Raw genomic sequence first — 26,105 nt, 5'->3', positions numbered from 1 at the left:
GCTCCCCCTTGGCTGCCATGTCCAGCGGGATTCGGCGCTTGCCGGATCCCGCTTGCTGATTGCGGTATTGCGAAAATTGTAGCATAGCGGAAGCGGAGGAAGGTAGGGGCATCAGGGCATGCTTGCTCCTACCATGGAGGCAGCGTATCCATGGCGGCCCGGATAATGGAGCAGGAGCGCTCGAAGCGCTCCTGCTCCTGGGCGCTGAGCCGGAGCTCCAGCACTTCCTGGATGCCGCTCCGCCCCAGTATGGCCGGTACGCCGATGCCGATATCCCGCTGCCCGTATTCGCCGTCCAGCACGGCCGATACCGCCATGATGCGGTGGTCGTTGTTGAGCACGGAGCGGGCGATCGAGGTGAGGGCCGCGGCAATGCCGTAATGCGTGGAGCCCTTGCCATGCAGGATTTCCCATCCCGCATTGCGCGTGCGCAGGGCGATTTCCTCCATGTCCATATGGCCGAAGCGCCCGGGGTGCTGGCCGATGATATCGGCCAGCGGCTTGCCGCCGACCGTGACATGCGACCATACCGGGAACTGCGACTCGCCGTGCTCCCCCATGATGTACCCCTGCACGCTGCGAGGGTCGACCGGCAGGTCCTCGGAGAGCAGCGTCTTGAGCCTGGCCGTATCGATGGACGTGCCGCTGCCGATGATCCGCTCCCGCGGCAGGCCGGACAGCTTCCAGACCACATATGTGATGATGTCGACCGGATTGGTGGCGGCGATGAAGATGCCGTCGAAGCCGCTCTGCATGACTTTGCCGATGATGTCCGAATACAGCTCATAGGACGATTCAAGCAGGTCGAGACGGGTTCCGCCCGGAATCGGATTGCCCCCTGCGCACAGAAGGATGATATCCATATCGCCGCATTGCTCGCAGGTGCCGTCATACACCTTGGTCCGCGAGTGGCTGAAGTCCACGCAATGGGACAGATCGAGCGCCTGGGCCCGCGTCCGCTTCGGATTTCGGCCGATCAGCATGATTTCGTCGCACACCGACTGATTCACCATCGCGTATGCGCAGCTCGCCCCTACATGGCCCACTCCGACAATGGCTGCTTTCCTGAGCTTGTTGACCATACCCGCCGCTCCTCCCGCTTGCCTGAGAACGATAACCGCTATGAATCACAATATGATGGATACCCGGCTTCTGTGTCAATGATATGTTAGAAAAAATAACACGATAATAGCGGCGGGTCTCATTTTTGGAAATGAGCCTTCGCTTTAGGGCTGCGAGGCGCCGCTTCCTTTCAACATCTATTTTGCCCTAACCGAGACGATTCCATTTTGACGAAAGTCCAAGTTACAAGCGAGCAGCAGCGTGACCACATCTTCCAGTTCTCGCTTGCCGCCGGGCTGCTCTTATTCGCCATTCATGCCTTGTGCAAAAGTCTCGAAGAGAGCTGAAGCAAGCCTATTGCCACGCTATAAACAAGCCTTTAAGCACGTCTTTCAGCACGTCTTTAAGCAAGTCTATAGACAAGCCTGCAAACAAGCCTGCAAGCGTTAAGCACGCCTATAAGCCCCGGCCGCAAGCAAGCCGATCAGCATGGCAAAGAGCCCGCGAACTAAGAGCGGGCTCTTCAATATGGCTGCGTTCATGGAACAGCTGCAGGCCGCTCTCTGTACGAGGCTTATTTCCTCGCTTTTTGATCGATGATGCGGCGAAGGAGAGGCAGGGGGTCGGCCGGAGCGGCGTCGGCCATCCGCCTGCGGTAATCCGCTTTTTGCTCTTCCAAGACAGACAGATGCTCCAGCAAGGATGCAGCCGTAAGCTCCTCCTCCTGCAGCACTCGGCATAGTCCCGCCTGCTCAAAGGAGGCGGCGTTGCGCAGCTGGTCCCCACGGCTCTGGGCGAGCGTCAGTGGAACCAGAAGCATCGGCTTCTGCAGCGCCAGCAGCTCGAAGATCGCGTTGGAGCCGGCGCGGGAGAGGACGAGATCCGCCATCGCCAGCACATCCGGAAGCTCCTCCGACAAATACTCGAATGCCCGGTAGCCCACGCCGTCATTCACAGGATTCCCCTCAGGCAGCTGTCCTTTGCCGCATAGGTGTACCACCTGGTACTGCTTCAGAAGCTGCGGCAATGCCTCTCGGACGGCTTCATTGATGCGCCTGGAGCCCAGGCTGCCGCCCATGACGAGCAGCACCGGCTTGCCGGCGGAGAAGCCGCACAGCCGCCTGCCCTGGGCGGCATCGCCCTGCAGCAGCTCCGGCCGGACGAGAGCTCCGGCCTGCAGGATCTCCGGGCCTTTGCGGATATAGGCCGCCGTCTCCGGGAAGGTCGTGCAGACCGCCGAGGCGAACGGCATCGCGATCCGGTTCGCCAGCCCCGGGGTGACATCGGATTCGTGGATGATGACGGGAATCCGGTTCAGCTTCGCGCCGATGACGACGGGGACGGAGACGAATCCGCCCTTGGAGAAGACGATGTCCGGGCGCAGCTTGCGCAGCAGCGCGGCGGCCTGGGCGAGGCCTTTGACGACCCGGAAGGCATCCGTCATGTTCTTCATGTCGATGTAGCGGCGCAGCTTGCCGGTGGAGACGGCATGATAGGCGACGCCGTCCAGCGGCTCGATCAGCTCCCGCTCGATTCCGGATGCGGATCCGATATAGTCGATCTTCCAGCCGTCGGCGAGCAGGCCGGGGATAAGCGCGAGATTGACGCTGACATGGCCGGTAGAGCCGCCTCCGGTGAGAACGATCTTCTTGCCGGAGAGCGCCGTCCGGAGCGGTTCCGAACGCTTTTCCGGCGCAGAGATGGCTGTGTCCGCCGTTGGTTTCGTAGAGGTACGGGTATCGTTGTCAATAATGATTTTCATAAGAAATCCCTATGCCGGCGTTCCGCGCCGAAGAACGCGGACGCCGTCCGGACCGGCTACATAGACCGAATCCGCCATGCCGACGAAAAGGCCGGTCTCGACGACGCCGAGCAGGCTTTTCAGCTTGCCGTCCAGGGCGCCCGGATCCGTGATGTCGCCGAAGTCGCAATCCAGAATGTAGTTGCCGTTGTCCGTCAGGACGGGCTCGCCGCCGCGTTCCCGGCGCACGGCCGAGCAGCCGGCCCCCTCGACGCGCTTCCAGGTGGACTTCCAGCCGTAGGGCATGACCTCCACGGGCAACCGGAAAGGTCCGAGCTCCGGTACGATCTTCGACTCGTCGGCGACGATGACGAGCCTTTTGGAGGCAGCCGCCACCATCTTCTCGCGGAAATGGGCTCCGCCCCCGCCCTTGATGAGATCGAGCGTTCCGTTCACCTCGTCGGCGCCGTCGATCGTCAGGTCGAGCGGCTCGAGCTCGGACAGCTCGCCGAGCGGAATGCCGAGCTCGCGGGCGAGCTTGTCCGTCGCTTCGGAGGTCGGCACGCCGACGATCTCCAGGCCCTCGTCCTTGACGCGGCGTCCGAGCTCCATAATCGTGTAGTAGACGGTCGAGCCCGTGCCGAGCCCGACCTTCATGCCGCTGTTTACTTCCCCGGCCGCTTTTTCCCCGGCTGCCTGCTTGTGGTTCATGATCCTGCCTCCCATGGCTGGATGCCGCCGCTGCGGCATCGTTTTCATATTCGCTGGCTTAAAGGTGCCATCCACCGCATTCCCAGATACGGCGTCGACCTGTTCGGCGCCGTCATTCGCCGCCCCGGCAAGGGCAGCAGGGGAGATGCTTGTGCTCTTCTCCGCACAATAGACCGTATGCCCGGCGTTGTCAATGAAAGGCGGGCCTTGCATGGAGATCGCCCTAATCTATGGAAAAAGGATGCGGAAAGTCTGGTATACTGAAGCTGACAAGCAAAGCGATTTCATAGATGGGCAGGTGCCGAGTTGCATTATTTTCAACAAGCCTACTCCGTATTTTATATTCTCAACCTCATTCTGGCCGTCACCGTCATCTTCCTCGAGCGGCGCAACATCGCGGCCACATGGGCTTGGCTGATGATTCTCTATTTCCTGCCGGGTGTCGGATTCGTCCTGTATCTGCTTCTCGGACAGAACCTGAGCCGCCGCAAAATCTACAAGTTCAAGCTGAGCCAGCTGAAAGCGGCCCGCCAGAGGCTCAAGACGCAGCAGCGGATCGTCGAGAACGGGCTTTATTCGTTCAATGACCCGCTCATGACCTATTACCAGGACATGATCTACATGAATCTGATGTCCAGCGATTCGCTGTACACGCAGGACAACGAGGTCGAGGTATTCACGGACGGGGAGACCAAATTCGATGCCCTGCTGCGGGACTTGGAAGCGGCGCAGGAGCATATCCATCTGATGTATTACATCATCCGGGCCGACAAGCTCGGCAAGCGCATCCTGCACACGCTGATCCGCAAGGCGGAGCAAGGGGTGGAGGTAAGGCTGATCTATGACGATATCGGGAGCATCCGCCTCAACAAGAAATACCTCCGCATGCTCGTGAAGGCCGGAGGGCAGGTCGGAGCGTTTTTCCCGTCCCGCATCTTCTTCATCAATCCGAGGCTGAACTACCGCAACCACCGGAAGATTGTCGTCATCGACGGCAAAATCGGCTACATCGGCGGCTTCAACATCGGCGACGAGTATGTCGGCAAGGTGAAGAAATTCGGCTTCTGGCGGGATACCCATCTGCGCCTGGAAGGCAGCGTCGTCGCCCAGCTGCAAGGCCGGTTCCTGCTGGACTGGAGCCTCGCTTCCTCCAAGCCTTTCATGACCGACGCCCGCTACTATCCGGCCCCGGCATCGGGGGGCTCCGTCGGCATGCAGATCGTCTCCAGCGGCCCGGACTCGGAGTGGCAGCATATCAAGAACGGCTACATCAAGATGATCAACGCGGCGAAGATATCGGTCATGCTCCAGACTCCGTATTTCGTCCCGGACGACAGCCTGCTCAACGCCCTCAAGATGGCCGCGATATCCGGCGTGGACGTCAAGGTCATGCTGCCGAACAAGCCGGACCACTTCTTCGTCTACTGGGCGTCGCATTCCTACTTCGGTGAGCTGCTGTCCGCCGGGGTGAAATGCTATCAGTACGGCAACGGCTTCCTGCATGCCAAAACCCTTGTCGTAGACGGCAATATCGCTTCAGTCGGGACGGCCAACATCGATATCCGCAGCTTCAAGCTCAACTTCGAGGTCAACGCCTTCATCTATGATTCCGCGACGGCGCAGCGGCTTCAGCGCATTTTCCAGGACGATCTGCTGCACTGCAAGGAGCTCTCCTTGGAAGACTATGATTCCCGCTCCGCCTGGCACAAATTCAAGGAGTCGGTCAGCCGGCTGCTCTCTCCTATTTTGTAGAAACTGGATCCTCTGAAAAAGCCATCCAGCCGAGTATGGTATAATAGAGGTCGTTGGCCCGCCGCTCCGACCCTATCCATACCCAAGGAGAGTGATGACTGATGTCCGTTGACGCTGCGCAAGCGAGCAGAGCCATCCTCGATGGCGAGAGCTTTTTGGCGGAGGAAATAGTAAAGCTTCAGTACGAGAGGCAGCCCGGTCTGGCGGAGCGCTTCGGCCGGATCGGCCAAGAGAAGACGCTTGAGGACACCCGCTACAGCCTGAAGTATCTGGTCGAAAGCGTGAGCCTCCAAAGTCCGCTGCTGTTCTCCAGCTATATGACCTGGCTTCGGGTGCTGCTGATTCAATACAAGGTTTCCACGGAGGACCTGTACATCAATATTCTTTGTCTTCAAAACGTCCTGGGCAAGCATCTGGAAGAACGCGACTACAAGCACGTCACTCCCTATATAGAGGCGGCTCTGAGGCAGCTGGACACCGATGCTGAGCTGACGGTCTCCCATCTGGACAGCAGCGCGGCGGCCGACGAGGCGCGGGCTTACTTGTCCATGCTTTTGCAAGGAGACCGGAGCGGAGCCAGCCGCCTCATCATGGGCCTTGTCGACGGCGGGATGCCGCTGCAGACGATCTACCTGGAGATTTTCCAGAAATCGCAATACGAGATCGGGAGGCTGTGGCAGCTCGGCCGGCTGACGGTTGCGCAGGAGCATTACTGCAGCGCCGCCACCCAGCTGATCATGTCGCAATTGTTTCCCTATCTGTTCAACCATACCCGCAAGGGCAAGAAGCTGGTCGCGGCCTGTGTCGGCGGAGAGCTGCACGAGATCGGACTGCGCATGGTGACGGATATCTTCGAGCTGAACGGATGGGATACGTACTACGTCGGCGCCAACATGCCCAGAGGGCCTCTGATCCGCTCTCTCAAGGAGTACGGAGCCGATGTGCTGGCCATCTCCTGCACGATGACTTATCACGTCGGGCTGGTCAAAGAACTGATCGCCGAGGTGCGGCTCGATCCGGAATGCGACCGGATCCGAATCATCGTCGGAGGATTTCCATTCAATATCGACCCTGAATTATGGGAGAAAGTAGGCGCGGACGGACATGGACGCGACGCGGAGGAATCCGTGCGCAAGGCAGGCGAGCTGACGAAACGATGAAGGCGGTGAATTCATGGAAAGCATCAAAGCGGCTCCGAGAACGGACCAGAAGGTCATCTCCCTTCTCTGCAGCCGCACAGGGCGAATTTCTACCATCATCAGAGACGACTATGGCGTTTCCGCTCGCTTGAGCGGGGGCGGCCATGTGTTTTCCGTAATGGACGAAATGAACGCTCTCAAATTTCACGACTTTCTGAACCGGCTTGAACAGGAAAAGGCGATTTTCAATTGGGAATTGAACCTGACCCTGGAAGACAGGCCGGTTCTTTTTTATTTCAACGGGGGCGTTTTCGACGACCATCTGCTCGTCGTCGGCTCCACGTACAACCCGGGCTATTCGTTTTTTTACGACGAGCTGATGAAGATCAACAACCAGCAGATGGTGACGCTTCGCGACACGATCAAGAAGCTCTCCAATCAGATCGTGGAGAAGATGGAGCAGGAGATGAGAACGTTCGACGAGTTCTCCGCCCTGAACAATGAGCTCGTCTCCCTGCAGCGGCAGCTGGCCAAGACGAACATCGAGCTCAAGCTGGCCAAGGAGAACGCCGAGAACGCCGACCGCTCGAAGAGCGTGTTCCTGGCTACGATGAGCCATGAGATCCGCTCTCCGATGAACGGGATCATCGCCATGAGCGAGCTGCTTTCCCAGTCGGACCTCTCCGATCAGCAGCGGGAGTCGGTATCCATCATCATGGACTCCGGCCAGCTGCTGCTCACGATCATCAACGACATCCTGGATCTGTCCAAGATCGAGGCGGGAGAAATGAAGCTCGATGCGGCGCCGTTCGACCTGCGTGCCTCGCTGGAGCATACGATGAAGCTGCTGCAATCCAGAGCCCAGCTGCAAAAGGACTCCCTGCGTTGTTATATCGATCCGCGCATCCATACGCCTGTCGTCGGAGACGCCGGCCGCTTCCGGCAGGTGTTGATCAATCTGGTCGGCAATGCCGTCAAGTTCACCCAGGACGGGGAAATCGAAGTGCGTTTCTACCTGCTTTCCCGCAGCGGCGGGCGCCAGAAGATCCGCATCGAGATCCGGGATACCGGAATCGGCATTTCGGAGGAGAATGCCAAGAGATTGTTCACGCCCTTCTACCAGATCGACAACTCCTTGACGAACAAGTTCTCCAGCACGGGCCTCGGCCTATCGATCTCGAAGCATCTCGTTGAAATGATGGGAGGCCAGATCGGGGTCGACAGCCGTCTGGGCGAAGGCTCGGAGTTCTGGATCGAGGTCGAGCTCCAGCAGCAGGAGCAGCAGCGCGGCTCTGCGGAGTCGGCGGGACGGCCGACAGCCGTCGACGGGCTTGCCGGCAAGGACGCCGCGACCGTGATCCTGCTGGCGGAGGACAATCCGGTCAATCAGCATGTGACGATGCTGCAGCTGCGCAAGCTCGGCTTCAGCAACGTCATTGCGGCAGGCAACGGCGAGGAAGCGGTGGAGCTGTGGAAGAAGCATGAGCCGCGCCTCATTCTCATGGACAACCAGATGCCGCTGCTGGACGGCTTCCAGGCGGCAGGCCGAATCCGCAAGCTCGAAGCCCGCGAGGAGATGGAGGCAGTGCCGATCATCGCGCTCACGGCGAACGCCATGATCGGCGACCGCGACCGCTCGATCAGCGCAGGAATGAACGATTACCTGGCCAAGCCGGTGACGCTGGAGAAGCTGGCGGGCATTCTGCTCCGCTGGCTGCCCGACGCCATGGGACATCGAGAGCTCGCCGCGCCGAACGCGGAGCCGGACGAACCGAAGCTCGTCAGCATGGAGACTCTGGCCGACATCGCTCCTCTTCCATGGAGCGGCGACGATGTCGGCCTGCTGCTGGAGCTCGTGCTTCTGTTCGAGCAGGACACCCCCGCCAAGGTCGGGCAGCTGAGGCGCGCTGCCGCTGAAGAAGATCATGGGCAGGTGGAGCTCCTGTCCCACCATATCAAATCCGCTTCGCTGAGCATCGGCTTTAGCGCGCTTGCCCGCCTTGCAGGCGATCTGGAGCAGAAGGCGAGGTATTCCGCCGGCAGTTACGGACATGAGGCGGAGCGCCTTGAAGGGCTGCTGGAGGCTTCGTGCCGGGAGATCCGCCAGCTGCTCGAAGCCTGATTTTCCGCCCGGACCCGATTCCGCCTCCTCCTCATCGGGTAAGAAGGGACGAAGAAGACATCCTAATTCCCGTCCGGCCGATACGGACCCGGGCAGAAAAATTGGAGGCGAGCGACGTGACGATAAGATATGCGGGAGTATTTCGCGATGACGATCATGCTCTTCGGGCGATAGAGGAGCTCCAGGCGACCGGCTTCAAGCGGGACGAGCTGTCGGTGCTGACCCAGGACAAGGAACGCTACGAGGGCATGATGGACGAATCGGGAACGATGGCTCCAGAAGGCATTGCTGCCGGCGTGACGACGGGAGGGCTGGCGGGTGGGGCGGTCGGCCTGCTCGCGGGCCTAGGAGCGCTGGCGATTCCGGGCATCGGGCCGCTGCTTGCTGCCGGACCGATCGTCGCCGCGATCAGCGGCGCTGCCGTCGGAGCGAGCACGCTCGGCATCGCGGGCGGACTGGTCGGGATGGGATTCCCGGAGAACGAAGCGGAGCGGTTCCAGAACGAAGTGAAGGACGGCCGCATTCTCGTGCTGGCGGAAGCCGACCGGCATGATGCAAGAGATATCCTCGGCATCATGGAGCGCGCCGGAGCGATCCGCACACATAAGCTTGATTCCTCCGGCAACGATCCGGGACGGCCGGGCGCGGGAGATGTCACGATCGTCTAGATCCACTATTTTTCAAGCGGAGGTGCATGATGATGCCATGGGCTAAAAACGATTATCCGCCGTCGATGAAAAATCTCGACAAGCGGGTGCGGGACAAAGCGGTGGAGATCGCCAACGCGCTGCTGAAGGATGGATACGAGGAGGGCCGTGCGATTGCCATCGCCACTTCTCAGGCGGAGAAATGGGCGGAGGAGCATCCCGGCGGCGGAGGCGGACATGAGGGAAATGCCGAGGACCATGACGGCGGGAAGAAGGATTCGGATGCGAAAGGCGGTTCCGGACAGCGCGGCAGCGGAACCGGAGGCTCCATCCAGCATGTCGTTCCTCATGACGGGGAATGGATGGTGAAGGACGCCGGAGCGGACAAAGGCGAGACCTATTCCACCAAGGCCGAGGCAGTGGAGGCCGCCAGGAAGTCGGCTTCCGACCGCGGCGGCAGCGCCATCGTCCATCGGGCCGACGGAACGGTGGAGACATCCCATAATTACTCCTGAGATCGCGGGACTATAGATCACCCGGCAGGAGCCGGTTCGGTGAAGCGGATTGAATGCCAATCCCCCTCTGCGGACCTAGTGATAAAGCTGATTGAATGCAAATCCCCCTTTGCGGACCTATCGGTCTGCAAAGGGGGATTTGTCAATTCTGCAAGGTGACGCTGTCGTCCCCGTAGCTTGCTTTGGCATGGAGGATTTCCGTGAAGAAGGCCAGCGGTACCGTCATCCGGCCTTTGCTGTCGTAGGCCGGAGCGGCTCCGAGCGCGACCGGGGCCATTTTGTTGTACGTGTAAGAGTCGCTGCCGATCGTGACGGCTGTCCATTGGCTGCCTTTGCTCAGCTCGAGCGTCGAGGTGCGTGCATCCCATTTCAGCTTATAGCCGAGCGCTTCGGCCGCATCCCTTACCGGTACGATCGCGACCCCGTCCTTGTTGGGGACGGCCTGGACGCCGGTCAAAGCCTTGCTTCCGATGATGACCTGCAGAGGTTTGGAATCGGCTCCATGGACGGGAAGAGGGATCTTGAACTCCGGATTGCCGCTCGCGCGCGGAGCGATCTCTCCTTGCTGGAAGACGACGTAGGCGTCCTGGGCTTTCACGTAGAACACGCTGTCCGCTGTCACGCCTCTGAAGCCGTCATCTCCGGCAAAGTAATTCTCTTTGTCCTTGGAGATCGCAGCCTGAACGGCTGCCCCGACCTCGCTCTCGTAATGATTGCCGAACAATGCCGCCAGCGTCACGGGCGAAGCTTGGGAGGCATTGCGGAATGTCGACGCGCTTATATGCGTATCCCCGTTCGCTCCGCCTTCGTAGGTGTACGTGGTCATTTTAATGGAGACAATTCCCCCGGCAGCTGGAGAACCGTCCGAGACGACTTCGAAGGTCGTCTTGATCTCGGAAGGGATGAAGCTCGTTGGGCTCGCTTTTTTGCGCTCGGCTGCAGCCTTTTTCAGCGAATCCAACTCATTGGAGGCGGCCTGCTCCATTTTCGCATTCCATTCATCCTGGAACTTGGCATCGAGCAGTCCGCTTAGGACGGGAATATCGATGTCGGCTTTGTACAAATCGTCCTCCGTACGGATGGGTTTGGCATCTATTTTGACGGAGACGGCAGGGGTCGGATTGGAGGAGGACGGAAGCGGGATCGCGAACACGGGAATACCAGAGGCGTAAGGAGCGATTTCGTAAGGCTGGAAGACGACCTGTACGCTGCCGTCCTTGAGGTAGAAGGGCTGATCCGCCGCCACGCCGGTGAAGGCATCCTTGAAATAACCATCCGCGTTCCGGGAGATCTGCCGCTTGATCTCCGCGTTGATCGCGGCCGGGTAAGAGTCTCCGAACAGCGTCTTCAAGGTGACGGCTGTAGCGGAGCCGGCGTTCTTGACGTTGTAGGCGTCAATTCTGGAAATGCCGTGCGCTCCTCCCGTATAGATGTAGGTATTCAGCTTGAGAGAGAGAATAGGACTGGCCGTACTCGTTCCGGATAGTCCAGCGGAATATTGCAGCTTTATTTCATAAGGATGGAACTCATTGCCGGCTTTTTTCGCTGCGGCCAGGCCGGAGGCGGACTGCTTCTTCACGGCATCCAGGTCTGCCATGGCCGCGCGCTCCATCTTATCATTGAGCGATTTCTGATAGGAGGCATCCTTGAGCCCGGAGACGACGGGAATGAACAGAACGGCTTTCAAAGCCGATGTCGACTGAACGATTTTTTTGGCCGTAACGGAGACGCTTGCCGCTTTTTCCTGCGCTGAAGCAGGCAGGGAGGCATACGCAGCCGGACCAGAGGAGGCAGGAGCTTGTCCAGGCGCTGGAGCCGATAATGCTGCTGCATAAGCGGAAGGCAAAGAGGCCGTGCTGAGCAAGGCCGCGCTGGTCAAGCCGAGGAATAGCGCTTGGATTCGTTTTTTCGATTCGTTGCGATTCGTCATGATGTTTCCTCCATCTATAGCCTCTGGCAGCAGAGGTCCGATTTCATTCTGTATACTAGACCGTTCTGACGACGTGAAGGTTACAAACGGGTAACGTTCTCTTCACATTCCATGACGAAGCGTGGAATTCCTTCTCGAATGGGGCAAAAGGGAATCAAATGCTGGAGGGATCTGTCGAACCATCGTTGAGAGAAAAGTCCCGACAAGTCATGATCCAATGAGGACAAGCCGTCGTCGCTTCGCTGCTCGAAGTCCAGGTTGAGCATCCGGGCCAGCGGGTAATATAAGCATGCGTTCAACTGACCGACAGCAAAGGAGAGGATTATGATGGCGAAAATCGCATTCCTGCTTGGACCGCAATTCGAGGACAGCGAGATGAAAGCACCGTATGACGCTATCCGCGCGGATGGTCACGAGACGGTGATTATCGGCCTCAAGGCCGGCGAGAAGCTTGAGGGCAAGCAGAAAAAAGCGGAGTATACGACGGATCTGGGCATTCAAGACGCCGATGCTTCCGACTACCAGGCCGTTGTGATTCCAGGAGGATCTTCCCCGGAAGCTCTTCGCAACGATCATTATGTTCAAAAGTTCGTGCAGAAGTTCGATGAAGAGGGCAAAACGATCGCCGCCATTTGCCATGGACCTCAGATTCTGATCAGCGCGGGTCTGGCCAAAGGGCGCACGCTGACCTGCTACCCGCCGCTGCGTGATGATTTAGCCAATGCAGGCGCTCATTACGTGGACCAAGAGGTTGTCGTGGACCGTAACTTCATTTCTTCCCGAACGCCGAAGGACGAGCCTGCCTTCATCCGGGAAACGCTGGAGCAGATTAAAAAAGGATTGCCCCAGGCATCCCGATAATGGATGGAAATGCCGCACAGGAATGATGCGGAAACGCATGGTTTCCGGCATCCAACGCCATGCCGCCGATTGCGCAGTTTGAACTGCTCAGCCGGCGGTTTTTTGGCGAGTTCGCGAATTTGCGTTCACATCCGAATTCAAGTAGGATGAAGAAAGCGGCTTCGTCCATAGTATGGAAAGCCCCGCCGGCAACAAGCCGGCATCTTCTCCTTGGGAGTGTCGATCCCCGATGAACCTGAATATCCAACCATCGCCGCTATGGTCGCTGCTGATTCCGCTGATCGGCGGACTCGCCGTTATCGCCCTGCGGGTGCGTTCTACCCGCAAGCCGACGACCATGCGCAAAATATTGATTCCACCGCTAGGCATGTCCACTGGCTTCCTCATGTTCGTCGTGCCGCAGACTCATATTCCGTGGCTGTGGGGATTGGCTGCCTTCGCGTCAGGAGCGCTGTTTTTCGCAGCGCCGCTGATCACCACCTCCAAGATAGAGTTTGTCGGAGATGACGTCTATCTTCGCCGCTCGAAAGCCTTTTTCTTCATTATTCTGATTTTGCTCGCCATCCGTCTGGTCCTTCATGATTTCGTGGAGCAGTATGTGACGGTCATGCAGACGGCGTCCTTGTTCTTCCTGCTGGCATTCGGCATGCTGGTGCCATGGCGGCTTGCGATGGCCTCGAAGTTCAGACGGCTGCAGCGAAGCCGAGCTTCCTCGCTTCAGTCCTGAAGCAGGATCAATCGAGCCTTCCGCATAAGTCGGCTTCTGCGCATCTCTCCCTCGCCGGGTTTCCGGCGGGGGAGTTTTGTTCCAACGCGTGTTCAGGGGATGATTCATCTCGCAAGTGTAGGCTGCTCCTTCTACACCGTAACGGCGCTGCTTGTTCAGAAAGCATAAATCGGATGTCACGCCTCCACTCATTTAATACCAAGGCGGGTCTACATGGGGAAGAGATGCGGTCGTGATCGTTTGACAGAGCGAGTGGGGATATGTTAAGTTAGTATTATCCAATTTAATTGTATACAATATAATTGAACGGAAGGAGTAGATCCCTTGCTGGATTCCCACCATGACCAGACCGCGTTGCCCGACGAGCAGGGCGATCATTCGCTTCTCCAATTGGATAATCAGCTTTGTTTTGCGCTATACGCCTGCTCCAAGGAAGTGACCCGGCTGTACCGTCCTCTCCTGCAAGAACTCGGCCTCACGTATACGCAGTATGTCACGCTGTTGGCTCTATGGGAAAGGGACGGGGAACCTGTCAAATCGCTGGGAAGCCGGTTGTACCTGGACTCCGGCACGCTGACTCCGCTGCTCAAGAAGCTCGAGTCGATGGGTCTAGTGAACCGGGTGCGCGATCGAGCTGACGAGCGGATGCTGCGGGTAAATCTGACAGAGGCAGGACAAGCCATGCGGTCAAGGGCCGGCAGCATTCCGCGGAAGCTATGCGAGGTCACAGGCATGGAGCTTCGCGATCTTGAAGCGCTCAGGCTGCAGCTTCAGCAGCTGAACGCCGTTATCCAACACCATTATGAGGAGGATTCGGAACATGGCGAAGATTGACAACTACACGCTTGAGACGATCAAAGGGGAGACGAGTGAGCTCTCCGACTACACCGGCAAGGTGCTCCTGATCGTCAACACGGCCAGCAAATGCGGCCTTACGCCGCAATATGAAGGGCTTCAGGCTTTATATAACGAGTACAAGGATCAAGGCTTGGAAATTCTCGGCTTTCCGAGCAACCAATTCGCGGGCCAGGAGCCAGGCAGCAGCGAAGAAATCGATAGCTTCTGCCAGCTGAACTACGGCGTCAGCTTCCCGCTGTTTGCGAAGACCGACGTCAATGGCGACGCTGCGCATCCGCTGTTCAAGCAGCTCATCTCCGACGCGCCATTCCAAGGTTTCGACGCGTCCCCGAGCGGCCAGAAGTTTCAGGGAATGTTCCAGCCGGATCAGCTCGAAAGCAACGACGTGAAATGGAACTTCACCAAGTTCCTGGTGGCCAGGGATGGATCGATCGTGAAGCGCTTCGAGCCGAATGTGCTTCCTCAAGATATCGCGGCGGACATCGAGAAGCTTCTCTAGAGGCTAGCTCGGGCAGAGCTCTTAAGTCCAGATATGTCTGCAATTGTAACAAGCCTCCGCTCCACTCATAAGCTGACAGAACGATGCAGCAGGACTGCGCCGGGCTGTCGGCTTTTCTTGCAAGCTCCCCCTTATATTCAAACCGTATTTTGTGTAGAATGGTAGGATACAATTTATCAGAGAGGTTGTGGTCGCATGGATCCTAAGAATCCTCCGGTTTCTAATTTCATTCGCGCTATTGTCGTCGACGACGTGGAGAGCGGCCGCACGCAGCAAGTCGCAACCCGTTTTCCTCCCGAGCCGAACGGCTATTTGCATATCGGTCACGCCAAGTCGATCTGTCTGAACTTCGAGCTCGCGGATGAGTTCAAGGGCCGCACGAATCTTCGTTTCGACGATACGAATCCGGTCAAGGAAGATACGGAATTCGTGGAATCCATTCAGGAGGATGTGCGCTGGCTCGGCTTTGAATGGGAAGAACTGCGATTCGCATCCGATTATTTCGAGGAGTTCTATGAACGCGCTGTCCTCTTGATCCGCAAAGGGCTGGCGTATGTGGACGACTCCACTCCGGAGCAAATGCGCGAGCTTCGCGGAACTTTGACAGAGCCTGGCAAGAACAGTCCGTACCGCGATCGAAGCGTCGAGGAAAACCTGGATTTGTTCGCCAGGATGCGTGCGGGAGAATTCCCTAACGGAGCTCGCGTGCTGCGTGCCAAGATCGATATGAGCTCGCCGAACATTACGCTTCGCGATCCTGTCCTGTACCGCATCTCCCATTCCCATCATCACCGGACAGGGGATGCTTGGTGCATTTACCCGATGTATGACTATGCTCATCCGCTGGGTGACGCGATCGAGGGCATTACGCATTCGATCTGTACGCTTGAGTTCGAGGATCATCGTCCGCTGTATGACTGGACCATCGAGAACTGTGAAATGGAAGCCCGCCCTCGCCAGTACGAATTCGGCCGCCTCAACCTGACCAACACCGTCATGAGCAAGCGCAAGCTCAAGCAGCTCGTAGAAGAAGGCGCCGTTGACGGCTGGGACGATCCCCGGATGCCGACGATCAGCGCGCTCCGCCGCAAAGGCTTCACGCCTGAAGCCATCCGCACGTTCTGCCGCGAAATTGGCGTATCCAAAGCCAACAGCATGGTTGACGAGCAAATGCTGGATCATTTCATTCGTGAGGATCTTAAGCTGAAGGCTCCTCGTACGATGGCTGTCATTCGTCCTCTCAAGGTGACGATTACCAACTATCCCGAGGGCCAGGTGGAATGGCTCGAAGCCGAGAACAACAACGAGAACGAAGAAATGGGAACCCGGCAAATTCCGTTCTCGCGGGAAATCTATATCGAGCAAGACGACTTCATGGAAAACCCGCCAAGCAAGTACTTCCGTCTCTTCCCGGGCAATGAAGTTCGCTTGAAGCATGCCTACTTCATCAAGTGCGAAGAGGTCGTCAAGGATGAAGCCGGCAACGTGGTCGAGCTCCGCTGCACCTACGATCCGGAGACCAAGAGCGGGACCGGTTTTACCGGACGCAAAGTCAAAGGCACACTGCACTGGGTTGAAGCTTCCCATGCTGTTGCGACCGAGTTCCGCCACTTCGAGCCGCTGATTACAAGCGAAGCCGAGGAGACCGGCAAGCCGTTCATGGAATGCTTGAACCCGAACTCGCTGGAAATTCTTAATGGCTTCGTCGAGCCGGGAATGAAGGAAGCCGCAGCTGGCGACAAGTTCCAGTTTTTCCGCCATGGCTACTACAATGTGGATCCGAAGCTGTCCGATCCTGGCAAGCCGGTATTCAACCGCGTCGTGTCGCTGAAGAGTTCGTTTGATCCTGCTAAGGGCTGATCAGATTAGTTGCTTCTTATTAAAAGAGTCGTTTGCATGTACGTCCTTGGACGCCTTGCAGACGACTCTTTTTGCTTGCCGGCCACCTGTCCGACAAACATTCTGAAAACCAAAAGAGCGGCCCCGGAGGACCGCTCTTTCTACTGGAATCAAGAAGGATTAGTTCGAAAGACCAGAGATAGGCAGGTAGCGTGCGATCATTGTAGTTGCCTCGGCACGGTTGGCGAAGGAATTTCCAGCGATTTTTGTCGCGGATTGTCCTTTTACCACACCGGCTTTGACAGCTGCAGCAACCTCAGCTTTAGCCCATTGGAGATTCGCAACATCGGTATATCCAGCCAGAGCTGCGTTTGCTTCCGCATCTGTCAGCTTCAGGGATTTACCGGCGTATGCCGCCGCGCGAACGACGATAGCAGCGAGTTCTTTGCGAGTGATAGGGCTGTTCGGGTTGAAGTTTCCTTTTTCATCTCCCATGACCAGACCCAGTTCAGCAGCCGTAGCTACCGTACCAGCGTACCATTTGGAAGATTGAACGTCGTTGAACTTGTAAGTTGCAGACGTTGCAGGAACTGCTCCCAGCGAACGAACTACCAGCGCTGCGAATTCTGCACGGGTGATACTGCGTTTAGGCTCGAACAGGTTTTTGCCTGTGCCTTCAACAACCAGCATCTCGGACAGAGTCGCGATGTCGTTCTTGGCCCAGTGAGTCAACGTGTCGTTGAAACGAACTGTTTTGCCTTGAATGACGGTGTAGATGGAAGCACCGTCACGTTTCAGCGTTGCGATCGTTTTGTTGTCAGCCGTTGCGAAGGTGCTAGGCACGAAGCTCAGCTCTTTCGCAGTCGGGTTGAACATAACGCCCGCTGCCGTTGCGGTAGCTGCGGAAGTCAGAGGAATCGTACGGGATACGAGTTGTCCGAACTTCTCGATAGCCACTTCTTTGCCACCGCCCATTGCTACGACACGGAAGTCGTAAGCATCGGCCAGTTGCGTAGCTCCGATTGCTTTCACGGCATTCGAAACAGCATCAGCTGCTTCACCCGTCAGCTTCTTCATTTCCACGCGGATAACCAGATCCTTCAGCTCAACCCCGAGGGATTTAGCGAGATCAGCCAGTTTCAGAGCGGAAAGAGGAAGCGTGATGGATACGCCTGCATCGTTGTAGATGGTCAGCGTTTTGCCGTTCAGCAGAGCGTCAGCAGGCAGGTACACGGTGTCCGTAGTCGTTTTGATACGGGCATCGGCATTTGCCGCAAGAAGAGCGATCAGCTGGTCACGGTTGACTTTACCGTCAGCACCTACCAGGTCACCGCCAGTTACCGGAGGGAAGAATCCTCCCGGGAAACCGCCGCCTGGAGTGTAGCCGTTGTAGACCAGTTTGCTTACAACACCATTATCAGCGCTCTTGTCGGAGTACTGCAGAGTGTAGTAAGTGGAGTAGGCCACGGATTCGTCCAGATTGTAGTAGTACTTACCGTCGGTGTATGTACTGTAAGTTGCATATACCGTTGTAGGTACCGTCGAGCCTGCAGCGTAGACCTGGATGGCGATACGGTTTTGACCGTCGATATAGACGCTCTTAGCCGCATATGTGTCCGCATCTACGTATACCGAAGCCGTAACTTGGTTGTAATACGAGGAAGCGGATTGGAATCCAGAAGCTGCGAAGGCCAGAATCGGCGACAGCGCCGATACTACCATCATGAAAACGAGTAAAGTCGCTGTTTTCTTAGAAATAAGTTTTTTCATTTTCTATTTCACCTCCTTTCAAAATTAAGATCTAAAATACTCTAGTTTAAGTATTGTCTGAACTTGTAGGTTTTTGGGAATTTTTGAAGGCGTAATAGGTATTAAATCATAGTGTTAAAAAAAAGTAAAGGTTAAATGTGATAATTAAGAAATTATTGGTATTTAAATATGTTGTTGAAAACCAACTTTATTGAACTGCCATTAATTCATTAAGCAAATTGGCTTCGTTTGAATCAGATTGAATCAATTTTTCTTTCAAAGAGTCATCGTTTTGACCCTGCTTCGACAATGACGCCAGATAATAGCGCACAGCTTGGCGAGCGGTAGCGACTCGCTTGGATTCAACTTGAGCATCTTGGGCCGGATCCGCCTCAAGAGAGTCCCCGGAGATCGGTTGAAGAATATCGGCAGCCTCTTGGTAGCGTCGGGATTGATAGAGAATCAAGCCGATTTTCTGTCTTGTCATGGGCGCGATATCAAACCTCTTGCCTTGAAGCTGCTCCGCGGGCAAGTTCTTGAGCTTGTCCATGCCAGACAGAATGCCCTGATAGATCTCCTGCGCTCGGTTCCATTTAGCCTCGAAGCCGCTGTTTCCGGCTTCTTTTTCGCTCAGCCCGATGTCGGTGTACTGCTGGATTCCCATTTCATAGAGGGTGATATCCCAAGGGAAGTTCTTCAAGCCTTCATCAATCAGAGCGAGGACCTGGTCGTCCTTTCCTTTAATGGATTCGTTTTGGTAACGTGCCTGCAATATTTGACGCGAGTAAGGCTCATGAAGTTGCGCTTTTTGAAGAGATTTTTCGGCTTGGGTTAAATAATCGACATTTTTCGTCTGATTGAACACCTGCGTGAGCCAGTCCGCCTTCACCAAAAGATACTGAGTGTTGGAAGGAGAAAGCTCTATAGCGCGATCCAGCGGAGGGAAGATTTCTTCGATGGACCGCTGCTCCTTGCCCATAGTCAGGGCTTTGTCGAATTGAAGATAGGAAGCGTAGCTTCGACAGGTTATGATGCCGACTCCTAACGCCAAGACGATTAAAGCCGCGGGGTAGATACGGGTCAGCGCCGGCTTCTTGAAGCGGAACGACGTAAGGGCAGTCTCTTTACCGTAGCTTCCGATCATGCCGCCGAGAGCAAAGAAGAACATGGAGGCGAACGTGATGTAGCTCATGTCGAAATCGAAAAGGCTGTGCAGTAGAAGTGAGATAGCGAAAATAAAGTAAACAAGCTGGCTGCCGCGTCTGTCTGGATGACGAATCCACAGGCGGATGAAGAGGACAAAAATCAAGACAAAGAAGCCGAAATGGATCAGCAGCCCGAGATAACCGGTTTCCACCAGCGTTTGAACAAGGTAGCTGTGAGCCTGATTGCTGGTGTACGGATTGCTCTGATATTTCTGGTAAAGCGCATTCCAGGCGCCCCCGCCGCCGCCCAGAATCGGGTAGTCGGCTGCAATTTTAAAGCCGTTTTCATAGAAGGTGCCCCGTTCCAGAACGCTGTGCTGCTTGAAGCTGATGTTCTCGAGACGGTCAGCCAAATTGGGTGGCAGCAGGCCGCGCACCGCACTGCTCGTGAGGACGATAGCAGCCGCTGCAGCGGCCAGAACAATCATGGCGATGGGAGTGACGACGAAAGAAATGCGGCGCTTTGAGAAGGTCCGCAGCTTGTCTTGGAGCCAAGGCTCTATCCACCGGGAAACAATCAGGCTCAAAGCGGTGGCAGCAAGGGAAGCGCTGATCAGGATGCCCCAAACGGCCAATGCTTCCGAACTCCAGAAGGAAAGAAGTTTCTCGGGGGGGACCTGGCTGCCTGCCTCGTTGAAGCGAAGCACTCGCTGCAGGATGGCGGCAGATTTGGTTTCGATGACGCTTAGGATGCCGAAGGAAACGATCACCGTCACTGCCAGATGAAGCAAAAAAGAGATCTGTCTGGCCAATCTCATGAAAGGAAGCGTGACCAGCACCGCCAGCGGAATAATGACAAGAGCGGCGCGCGAGTAGGTCAACATAAAGGAGATGAACGCAGGTACCAGCATGAAGGCGTGGATGGCCCTCCACCACCAGGCTCTGGCATGAGTCGCATAATAAGTTGAGGCCAGCATGACGGCAATAAGCAGAGCGGCGTATGTATTGGGGTATTGGAATACGGAGGTCATCCGGTAATTGCCCAATTGAAACCAGAGGGCGTCCGGGTACCAGTGGTGTCCAAAGAGGTTGATAATTCCAAACCATACGAGTATATATGATGAACCCATAAGAATGAACTCCAACGCAGCTCTGGAATATTTGGTGTCGTTAAAATAGAGTCCAAATACGAAAAAGCCGGCCAGCAAGAAGCTGATCATCGTCATAATATGGGAATAGTTGTCGGATGTTGCGTTTATGGAAGAAAGTCCAAATGACAGAGGCAGGAGCCAAACAACAATGGATAAAATGGATTTCCAGCTCTTATCCTTCCAGACTTTGAAGAGATGTAAAGACATGACCAGAATGAATACAAGCGAGAACAGCGAGGCGCCTACAAGCTTCTTTTCAAAGGAAAAGCCGTATCCATTGAAAAGGCCTGTACGGAAAGAATAGAGAAAAAAGAATATTCCCGCCATGATAATTGCTGCCCATTTGATGAGGGAAAAGTCAGCTTCTTCCTTTTTGATATACTTGGGTACTGAAGAGTGTGGATTCATGGTAAACTCCCTTTTTGTCGAGTACAAGCTAGTTTCTATTTTAATCCGGATTTCCTTTCAATACAAAGAGTTTAGAGATGTTGGGAGTACCTTTTTTTACAAATCAAGACAAAAAAATGTCCCTACAGCTTAGCTGAAGGGACATTTTTGTCGTGGCAATTGAGCGGGATATTAGTTCGAAAGACCAGCGATAGGAAGGTAGCGTGCAATCATGGTTGCTGCTTCGGCACGATTTGCAGAAGCGTTGCCAGCAATCGTATTCGTGGATTGGCCGTTTACGATACCCGCTTTAATAGCGGAAGCAACTTCAGCTTTCGCCCATCCCAGAGCGGCGGTGTCCTTGAATCCAACCAGAGCCGCGTTTGCTTCGGCATCCGTCAGCTTGATGGATTTTCCGGCATATTCCGCGGCACGAGCCACAATGGCAGCTACTTCTTTGCGCGTAATAGGCGCGTTCGGATTGAAGTTGCCTTTTTCATCACCGATGATCAGTCCGATTTCAGCAGCAGCAGCTACTGTACCAGCATACCATTTGGTGGAAAGCACATCGTTGAACGCTGTAGTCGACGATGCAGCAGGCTGTACTCCAAGCGAACGGATGACCAGTGCGGCGAATTCAGCACGGGTAATGCTACGGTTTGGTTCAAACTGATTTTTACCCGTGCCTTCAAGTATCATTTTTGCGGAAAGCGATTCAATGGCGTCCTTGGACCAGAACGGCAAGGCGTCATTGAAGCGAGTCGATTTGCTTTGAATCACTGTGTAGATGGACATGCCGTTGCGCTTGAGAGTCGCAATCGTCTTGCCATTCTCCGATCCAAACGTGGAAGGCACAAAGCTCAGCTCTTTGGTGGTCGGATTGAACATGACGCCGATCGCATTCGTCGAAGATCCAGTCATTGGAATGGTCCGGGATACGAATTGCCCGAATTTCTCGATTGCAATTTCCTTGCCTCCGCCAACAGCCGTAACTTTGAAGTCGTAAGCTTCAGCCAGTTGGTTTGCTCCGGTAGCCTTAACGGCTTCGGATACCGCCGCTGCAGCGCTACCTTCCAGCTGTTTCATTTCTACGCGGATGACCAGGTCCTTAAGATCGATTCCCATGGATTTGGCAAGAGCGGCCAAATTCATAGTAGACAGTGGCAGTGTGACCGATACGCCTGCTTCATTGCTGATTGTCAGCGACTTTCCGTTGACAAGAACATCAGCAGGAAGGTCCACAGAATTACCGGAAATCTTGAGCACGGCATTGGAACCGGCTTCCAGCACGCTGGTCAATTGATTGCGGTCTACTACTTGATTGTTGTTGCCACTTGCAGGAGGTGCGATGACGATTGGGAATCCAGGAATTCCGTTGTCTGGATTTTGAGTGCCTGGATCTGGGGTGCCTGGATCTTGGGTGCCCGGATCTTGGGTGCCCGGATCTTGGGTGCCTGGATCTTGGGTGCCCGGATCTTGGGTGCCTGGATCTTGGGTGCCTGGATCTTGGGTGCCTGGATCTGGAGTGCCTGGATCTTGGGTGCCCGGTGGGGTGCCTGGATCTTGGGTGCCCGGATCTTGGGTGCCTGGATCTGGAGTGCCCGGATCTTGGGTGCCTGGATCTGGAGTGCCTGGATCTGGAGTGCCTGGATCCTGGTTGCTTGGATCTGTTCCAGTATTATCGACACGATAAGATATTGCTCCATCTGCGAACTGGAGGACATAATAGGTTGAATAAGTGACATCAGTTGCATTGAAACTGAATACACGTCTATGACCAGTATCATATGTTTCAAAGGTGGCGTAGATAGTTTGAGCTACATTAGAGTTAGCTGCATATACGTTAATCGCAATACCTTTGTTAGAAACATTATAGATGCTGTATGTAGCTTGATCAACGTAAATCGATCCCGTTACTGTACGGCCTGCAGCTGTAACATTTAAAAAGCCGGATCCTGTAAGTTGATTCTCTTGGGAATCCTCATCAGAAGTACATGTTCCAGTGCCTTGTTTGTAGACATCATAGGAAACGGCTCCATCGGCAAACTGAAGATTGTAGTAAGTCGAATAAGCCGCGCGCGTTACTTCTGTAGTATCAAAATCAAAAATTCCGCCAAAGTCATTGTCGTAAGTACGATATGTCGCATATACAACGTCAATCACTTTAGCATTGTCGCCATAAACAGAGATGGCAATTGTACCATCTTCTAATTTATAAGCGCCATAGGTTTCATCATCAACGTAAATCGATCCAGTGACTACACAATTTTGAGGAGTGGAGATGTTCTTGAAGCCGGAAGCAGCAAAAGCGAGAATCGGGGACATTGCAGATACAAGCAACATGAATACGAGTAAAGAGGCTGTCTTCTTTCTTGCTAGTCTAAACAAGTTTCTTACACGTCCTTTCAAAATGGGTTTTTAAAAGCCTGACTTCATTAGGAGACTCTCATAATTTGTCTAATAAAGTAGGATTTTAGGGAGATTGAGACTATACTAGGTATTTAATCATAGGCCAAAAGGTTTGTAAAGGAAAATATTAGAAATCTACAAGTCGGGGCGTTTTATGATTGGTTCATCCTCTGTCTAAATTAATTTTGGGATAGAGTTCCTTTACTCTATTGAACCAAAGGACAAAAGTAGCGAGAGTAGTCTTATATCGAGAACATTAACAGGATTAGATAATAAAAAGGAAAATATACCAACCATGAGAATGGCTATCCATTGGATAAAGTATACGTAAGATTCTTCCTTTTTTGATTTATATGGGTGGTGAAGGTTGTCGATTCATGGTAAAATCCTTTTTAGTGGCTTGCAGTCCACGTCAATTTATTTAAATGAAAGATTCAGACAATGATTTCTTCAGCTGAATTTAGTGGGTTGAACTTACATAGGTGGCGGTGTTTTTTATAAAAAAACTGTTATTTAAAGGGATATACAAAATGGCCCTCGGTTTAAAGACGGTTGTACGACCGCTTCTCTCTCCGGAACAGCGGCAAAAGTTCAAAAAAATTTTGCTTAAAAAAGCCTATCCTCTTAAAAACAACGAATCCTCGAGTGAAAAGCATTTTGCCGGGAATTTCGGCGTCAATTTGATTGGATATGCAAGAGCCGAGATGGGCATTGGGGAGTCTTGTCGAATTGCTGCCAAGTCTTTGGATGCAGGAGACATTCCATTTGGAATTCTCAATTATACCGGGACCAATAAAGCGAGAATGGGCGATCTTTCCTGGGAGCACAAAGAAATCGGCGAGCCTTCTTATATGTTCAACGTATTTCATCTTAACGCCGAACAAATGATGGAAGCTTACGCACACTATGGGGATCGTATTTTCAATGGGCGGTACAATATCGGATTCTGGCATTGGGAGCTTCCTGAATTCCCGGACGAATGGCTTGAGAATATGAATCTGGTCGATGAAATCTGGGTGCCTTCGACCTTTGTGGCCGATGCAATCGCAGCCAAAAGCCGTGTGCCCGTCGTCAAGATTCCGCATTCAATTGAAGTGAAGATCGAGGAGCCCCGATCGCGGGAGTATTTCGGGCTTCCGCAAGACCCTTTTTTATTTTTGTGCATGTATGACCTTAAGAGCTATCAGGAAAGAAAGAATCCAATGGGCGCGATCAAGGCTTTCCAAGCCGCTTTTGATCAGAATGAAGATTCTGTCGGGCTGGTTGTCAAAGTCAACGGTCTCCACGATGGGGACAAGGATACCGCTGTCCTGAAGGAGATTGCCGCTGGATACCGGAATATCCATTTCATCAAGCAGACTCTGTCAAGAAACGATACGAACGCTCTCCTTCAAGCCGTCGATAGTTTCGTATCCTTGCATAGAAGCGAGGGCTTCGGATTGGGATTGGCTGAAGCCATGTACTTGGGTAAGCCCGTCATCGGCACGGGCTGGTCCTCGAACATTGATTTCATGAACGCCTACAATTCCTGCATCGTGGACTACGAGCTTATCCCCGTCGGGCAGGATCATGGGCCGTACAAAAAAGATCAGCTGTGGGCGGAGCCCAATCTCGGCACGGCGGCATCTTACATGGGCAAGATCTTCTATGACGCAACGTTTCGCGAGCTAATCGCGTCCAATGGACAGATAACGATACGGGAGGAGTTTTCTCCTAAAGCTGTAAGCAGAAAAATTAAACAACGGCTCGACTACATTAATCTATGGAATTCCGGAGGCTTGAAATGACGATTACATGCGTAATAATGGCCGGCGGCAAGGGAGAGCGCTTCTGGCCTAAAAGCCGGACGAACCTGCCGAAGCAATTTCTGAATATATCCGGAAATAAGTCCATGATTCAGCAATCAATCGAACGCCTGGAGAAATGGCTCCCGATCGATCAAATTTTCGTCGTAACCAATGAGCTATATGCGGAGCTTATCCATGTGCAGATTCCGCATCTGCCTAAAATGAATATCATCATTGAACCTGTGGGCCGCAACACGGCGCCATGCGTAGGGCTTGCCTCCGTTCTGATTGAAGAACGATTCCCGGACAGCACCATGATCGTAATGCCTTCGGACCACATTATTGAAGATGCGGATGGTTTTATTCGAATTCTGCAGACCGCCGTCGAGGTGGCTCAGGATAACAGCAATCTCGTTACCCTGGGAATCAAGCCCTCTTACCCGGAAACAGGCTACGGATATATCGAGTGCACAAGCAAGACTCAAATCGTAAACAGCTTTGAGGTACATAAGGTGAATCAGTTTGTCGAAAAACCGGATTATGCCACGGCGCAAAATTATGTGGAATCCGGCAATTACTTATGGAATAGCGGGATGTTCGTCTGGAAAAACTCCACTCTTCAAAGCTACATCAAAGCTCTGATGCCTGAAGTTGACGATATCCTTCAGACGATCATGGCGGTAACGGATTCAGAGAAGCGAAATAAGGCCATTCGCAGCGAGTTCGTTAAAATGCCCGACCAATCGGTCGATTACGGGATCATGGAGAAGGCGGAGAACATTTACGTGATTCCGGTTTCTCTGGGTTGGGATGATGTCGGATCCTGGACGGCATTGGATCGTATCAACGACAAAGACACTGACGGCAATGTAATTAAAGGAAACATCTTAAATATAGCAACGAAAAACTGTATCATCGAAAGCGATGGCAAGCTGATTGCAACGCTGGGCATCGAGGATCTGATTGTGGTGGATACGGAAGATGTAACTTTAATTTGTACCAAAGACAAGGCTCAGGAGATTAAATCGCTTCTGAAGGCTTTGAGGGAACAAAAAAGAGTAGAATACCTTTAAA

At 54.3% G+C, this 26,105-nt stretch carries 19 protein-coding genes; 12 read left to right on the top strand and 7 right to left on the bottom strand.

The features are described from left to right. Window positions 1–128 precede the first annotated feature (128 nt). The 3 genes from ACLBWT_RS10705 to rpiA form a co-directional block, all read right to left on the bottom strand. Complete coding sequence (locus ACLBWT_RS10705; RefSeq protein WP_447663081.1) at window positions 129–1,082, bottom strand: L-lactate dehydrogenase; 954 nt, start codon at window positions 1,080–1,082, stop codon at window positions 129–131. Between the two features lie 554 nt (window positions 1,083–1,636). After that, a complete protein-coding gene (locus tag ACLBWT_RS10700) occupies window positions 1,637–2,824 on the bottom strand; it encodes an undecaprenyldiphospho-muramoylpentapeptide beta-N-acetylglucosaminyltransferase (RefSeq protein WP_447663080.1) in 1,188 nt (395 codons plus the stop codon). A gap of 9 nt (window positions 2,825–2,833) precedes the next feature. Beyond that, on the bottom strand, window positions 2,834–3,514 hold the full coding sequence (rpiA, locus tag ACLBWT_RS10695; protein WP_447663078.1) for a ribose 5-phosphate isomerase A: 681 nt from the start codon (window positions 3,512–3,514) through the stop codon (window positions 2,834–2,836). A 306-nt stretch (window positions 3,515–3,820) separates the two neighbouring features. Between rpiA and cls the strand changes: the two genes are divergently transcribed. From cls to ACLBWT_RS10670, 5 genes are all read left to right on the top strand, one after another. Further along, on the top strand, window positions 3,821–5,266 hold the full coding sequence (cls, locus tag ACLBWT_RS10690) for a cardiolipin synthase (RefSeq protein ID WP_447663076.1): 1,446 nt from the start codon (window positions 3,821–3,823) through the stop codon (window positions 5,264–5,266). A gap of 101 nt (window positions 5,267–5,367) precedes the next feature. Then, window positions 5,368–6,426, top strand: coding sequence for a cobalamin B12-binding domain-containing protein (locus ACLBWT_RS10685; protein WP_447663074.1), 1,059 nt, complete (start codon window positions 5,368–5,370; stop codon window positions 6,424–6,426). 13 nt (window positions 6,427–6,439) lie between these two features. Beyond that, window positions 6,440–8,527, top strand: a complete 2,088-nt coding sequence (locus ACLBWT_RS10680; protein WP_447663073.1) for an ATP-binding protein — start codon at window positions 6,440–6,442, stop codon at window positions 8,525–8,527. Window positions 8,528–8,643: 116 nt separating this feature from the next. Then, window positions 8,644–9,195 (top strand): general stress protein, encoded by a 552-nt coding sequence (locus ACLBWT_RS10675; RefSeq protein WP_447663072.1) that lies wholly within the window; start codon window positions 8,644–8,646, stop codon window positions 9,193–9,195. 32 nt (window positions 9,196–9,227) lie between these two features. Then, window positions 9,228–9,689, top strand: a complete 462-nt coding sequence (locus tag ACLBWT_RS10670; RefSeq protein ID WP_447663070.1) for a DUF2188 domain-containing protein — start codon at window positions 9,228–9,230, stop codon at window positions 9,687–9,689. 142 nt (window positions 9,690–9,831) lie between these two features. Here ACLBWT_RS10670 and ACLBWT_RS10665 read toward each other — a convergent pair whose 3' ends face one another. Next, the gene (locus ACLBWT_RS10665; RefSeq protein WP_447663068.1) at window positions 9,832–11,619 is read right to left on the bottom strand and encodes a PdaC/SigV domain-containing protein; all 1,788 of its coding nucleotides are present in this window, start codon (window positions 11,617–11,619) and stop codon (window positions 9,832–9,834) included. A 327-nt stretch (window positions 11,620–11,946) separates the two neighbouring features. On the opposite strand from ACLBWT_RS10665, the gene ACLBWT_RS10660 reads away from it, so the two are divergent. From ACLBWT_RS10660 to ACLBWT_RS10640, 5 genes are all read left to right on the top strand, one after another. Then, a complete protein-coding gene (locus tag ACLBWT_RS10660; protein ID WP_447663066.1) occupies window positions 11,947–12,480 on the top strand; it encodes a type 1 glutamine amidotransferase domain-containing protein in 534 nt (177 codons plus the stop codon). Window positions 12,481–12,709: 229 nt separating this feature from the next. Beyond that, entirely contained in the window at window positions 12,710–13,207 is a 498-nt protein-coding gene (locus ACLBWT_RS10655) for a CcdC family protein (RefSeq protein ID WP_447663065.1), read from the top strand. 324 nt (window positions 13,208–13,531) lie between these two features. Next, complete coding sequence (locus ACLBWT_RS10650) at window positions 13,532–14,041, top strand: MarR family winged helix-turn-helix transcriptional regulator (RefSeq protein WP_447663064.1); 510 nt, start codon at window positions 13,532–13,534, stop codon at window positions 14,039–14,041. After that, the gene (locus tag ACLBWT_RS10645) at window positions 14,028–14,564 is read left to right on the top strand and encodes a glutathione peroxidase (RefSeq protein WP_447663063.1); all 537 of its coding nucleotides are present in this window, start codon (window positions 14,028–14,030) and stop codon (window positions 14,562–14,564) included. The genes ACLBWT_RS10650 and ACLBWT_RS10645 overlap by 14 nt, the downstream gene beginning before the upstream one ends. A 195-nt stretch (window positions 14,565–14,759) precedes the next feature. Beyond that, a complete protein-coding gene (locus ACLBWT_RS10640; RefSeq protein WP_447663061.1) occupies window positions 14,760–16,424 on the top strand; it encodes a glutamine--tRNA ligase/YqeY domain fusion protein in 1,665 nt (554 codons plus the stop codon). A 159-nt stretch (window positions 16,425–16,583) separates the two neighbouring features. On the opposite strand, the gene ACLBWT_RS10635 is transcribed toward ACLBWT_RS10640, so the two are convergent. The 3 genes from ACLBWT_RS10635 to ACLBWT_RS10625 all read right to left on the bottom strand — a co-directional run bounded on the left by ACLBWT_RS10635 (window position 16,584) and on the right by ACLBWT_RS10625 (window position 23,223). Next, window positions 16,584–18,173 carry an S-layer homology domain-containing protein gene (locus ACLBWT_RS10635; protein WP_447663059.1) on the bottom strand — a complete coding sequence of 530 codons (1,590 nt, stop codon included), beginning with the start codon at window positions 18,171–18,173 and terminating at the stop codon, window positions 16,584–16,586. Between the two features lie 187 nt (window positions 18,174–18,360). Continuing rightward, complete coding sequence (locus ACLBWT_RS10630) at window positions 18,361–20,856, bottom strand: O-antigen ligase family protein (RefSeq protein ID WP_447663057.1); 2,496 nt, start codon at window positions 20,854–20,856, stop codon at window positions 18,361–18,363. A gap of 171 nt (window positions 20,857–21,027) precedes the next feature. Continuing rightward, window positions 21,028–23,223 carry an S-layer homology domain-containing protein gene (locus ACLBWT_RS10625; RefSeq protein WP_447663055.1) on the bottom strand — a complete coding sequence of 732 codons (2,196 nt, stop codon included), beginning with the start codon at window positions 23,221–23,223 and terminating at the stop codon, window positions 21,028–21,030. Between the two features lie 551 nt (window positions 23,224–23,774). Between ACLBWT_RS10625 and ACLBWT_RS10620 the strand changes: the two genes are divergently transcribed. Both ACLBWT_RS10620 and ACLBWT_RS10615 read left to right on the top strand, forming a co-directional pair. Then, a complete protein-coding gene (locus tag ACLBWT_RS10620; protein WP_447663054.1) occupies window positions 23,775–25,031 on the top strand; it encodes a glycosyltransferase family 4 protein in 1,257 nt (418 codons plus the stop codon). Next, window positions 25,028–26,104, top strand: a complete 1,077-nt coding sequence (locus tag ACLBWT_RS10615; protein ID WP_447663052.1) for a mannose-1-phosphate guanylyltransferase — start codon at window positions 25,028–25,030, stop codon at window positions 26,102–26,104. The genes ACLBWT_RS10620 and ACLBWT_RS10615 overlap by 4 nt, the downstream gene beginning before the upstream one ends. Window position 26,105 lies beyond the last annotated feature (1 nt).

Source organism: Paenibacillus sp. D51F (assembly GCF_053345695.1).
The sequence above is the reverse complement of the archived record's forward strand: the minus strand, read 5'-3'. Positions and strand labels throughout refer to the sequence as shown.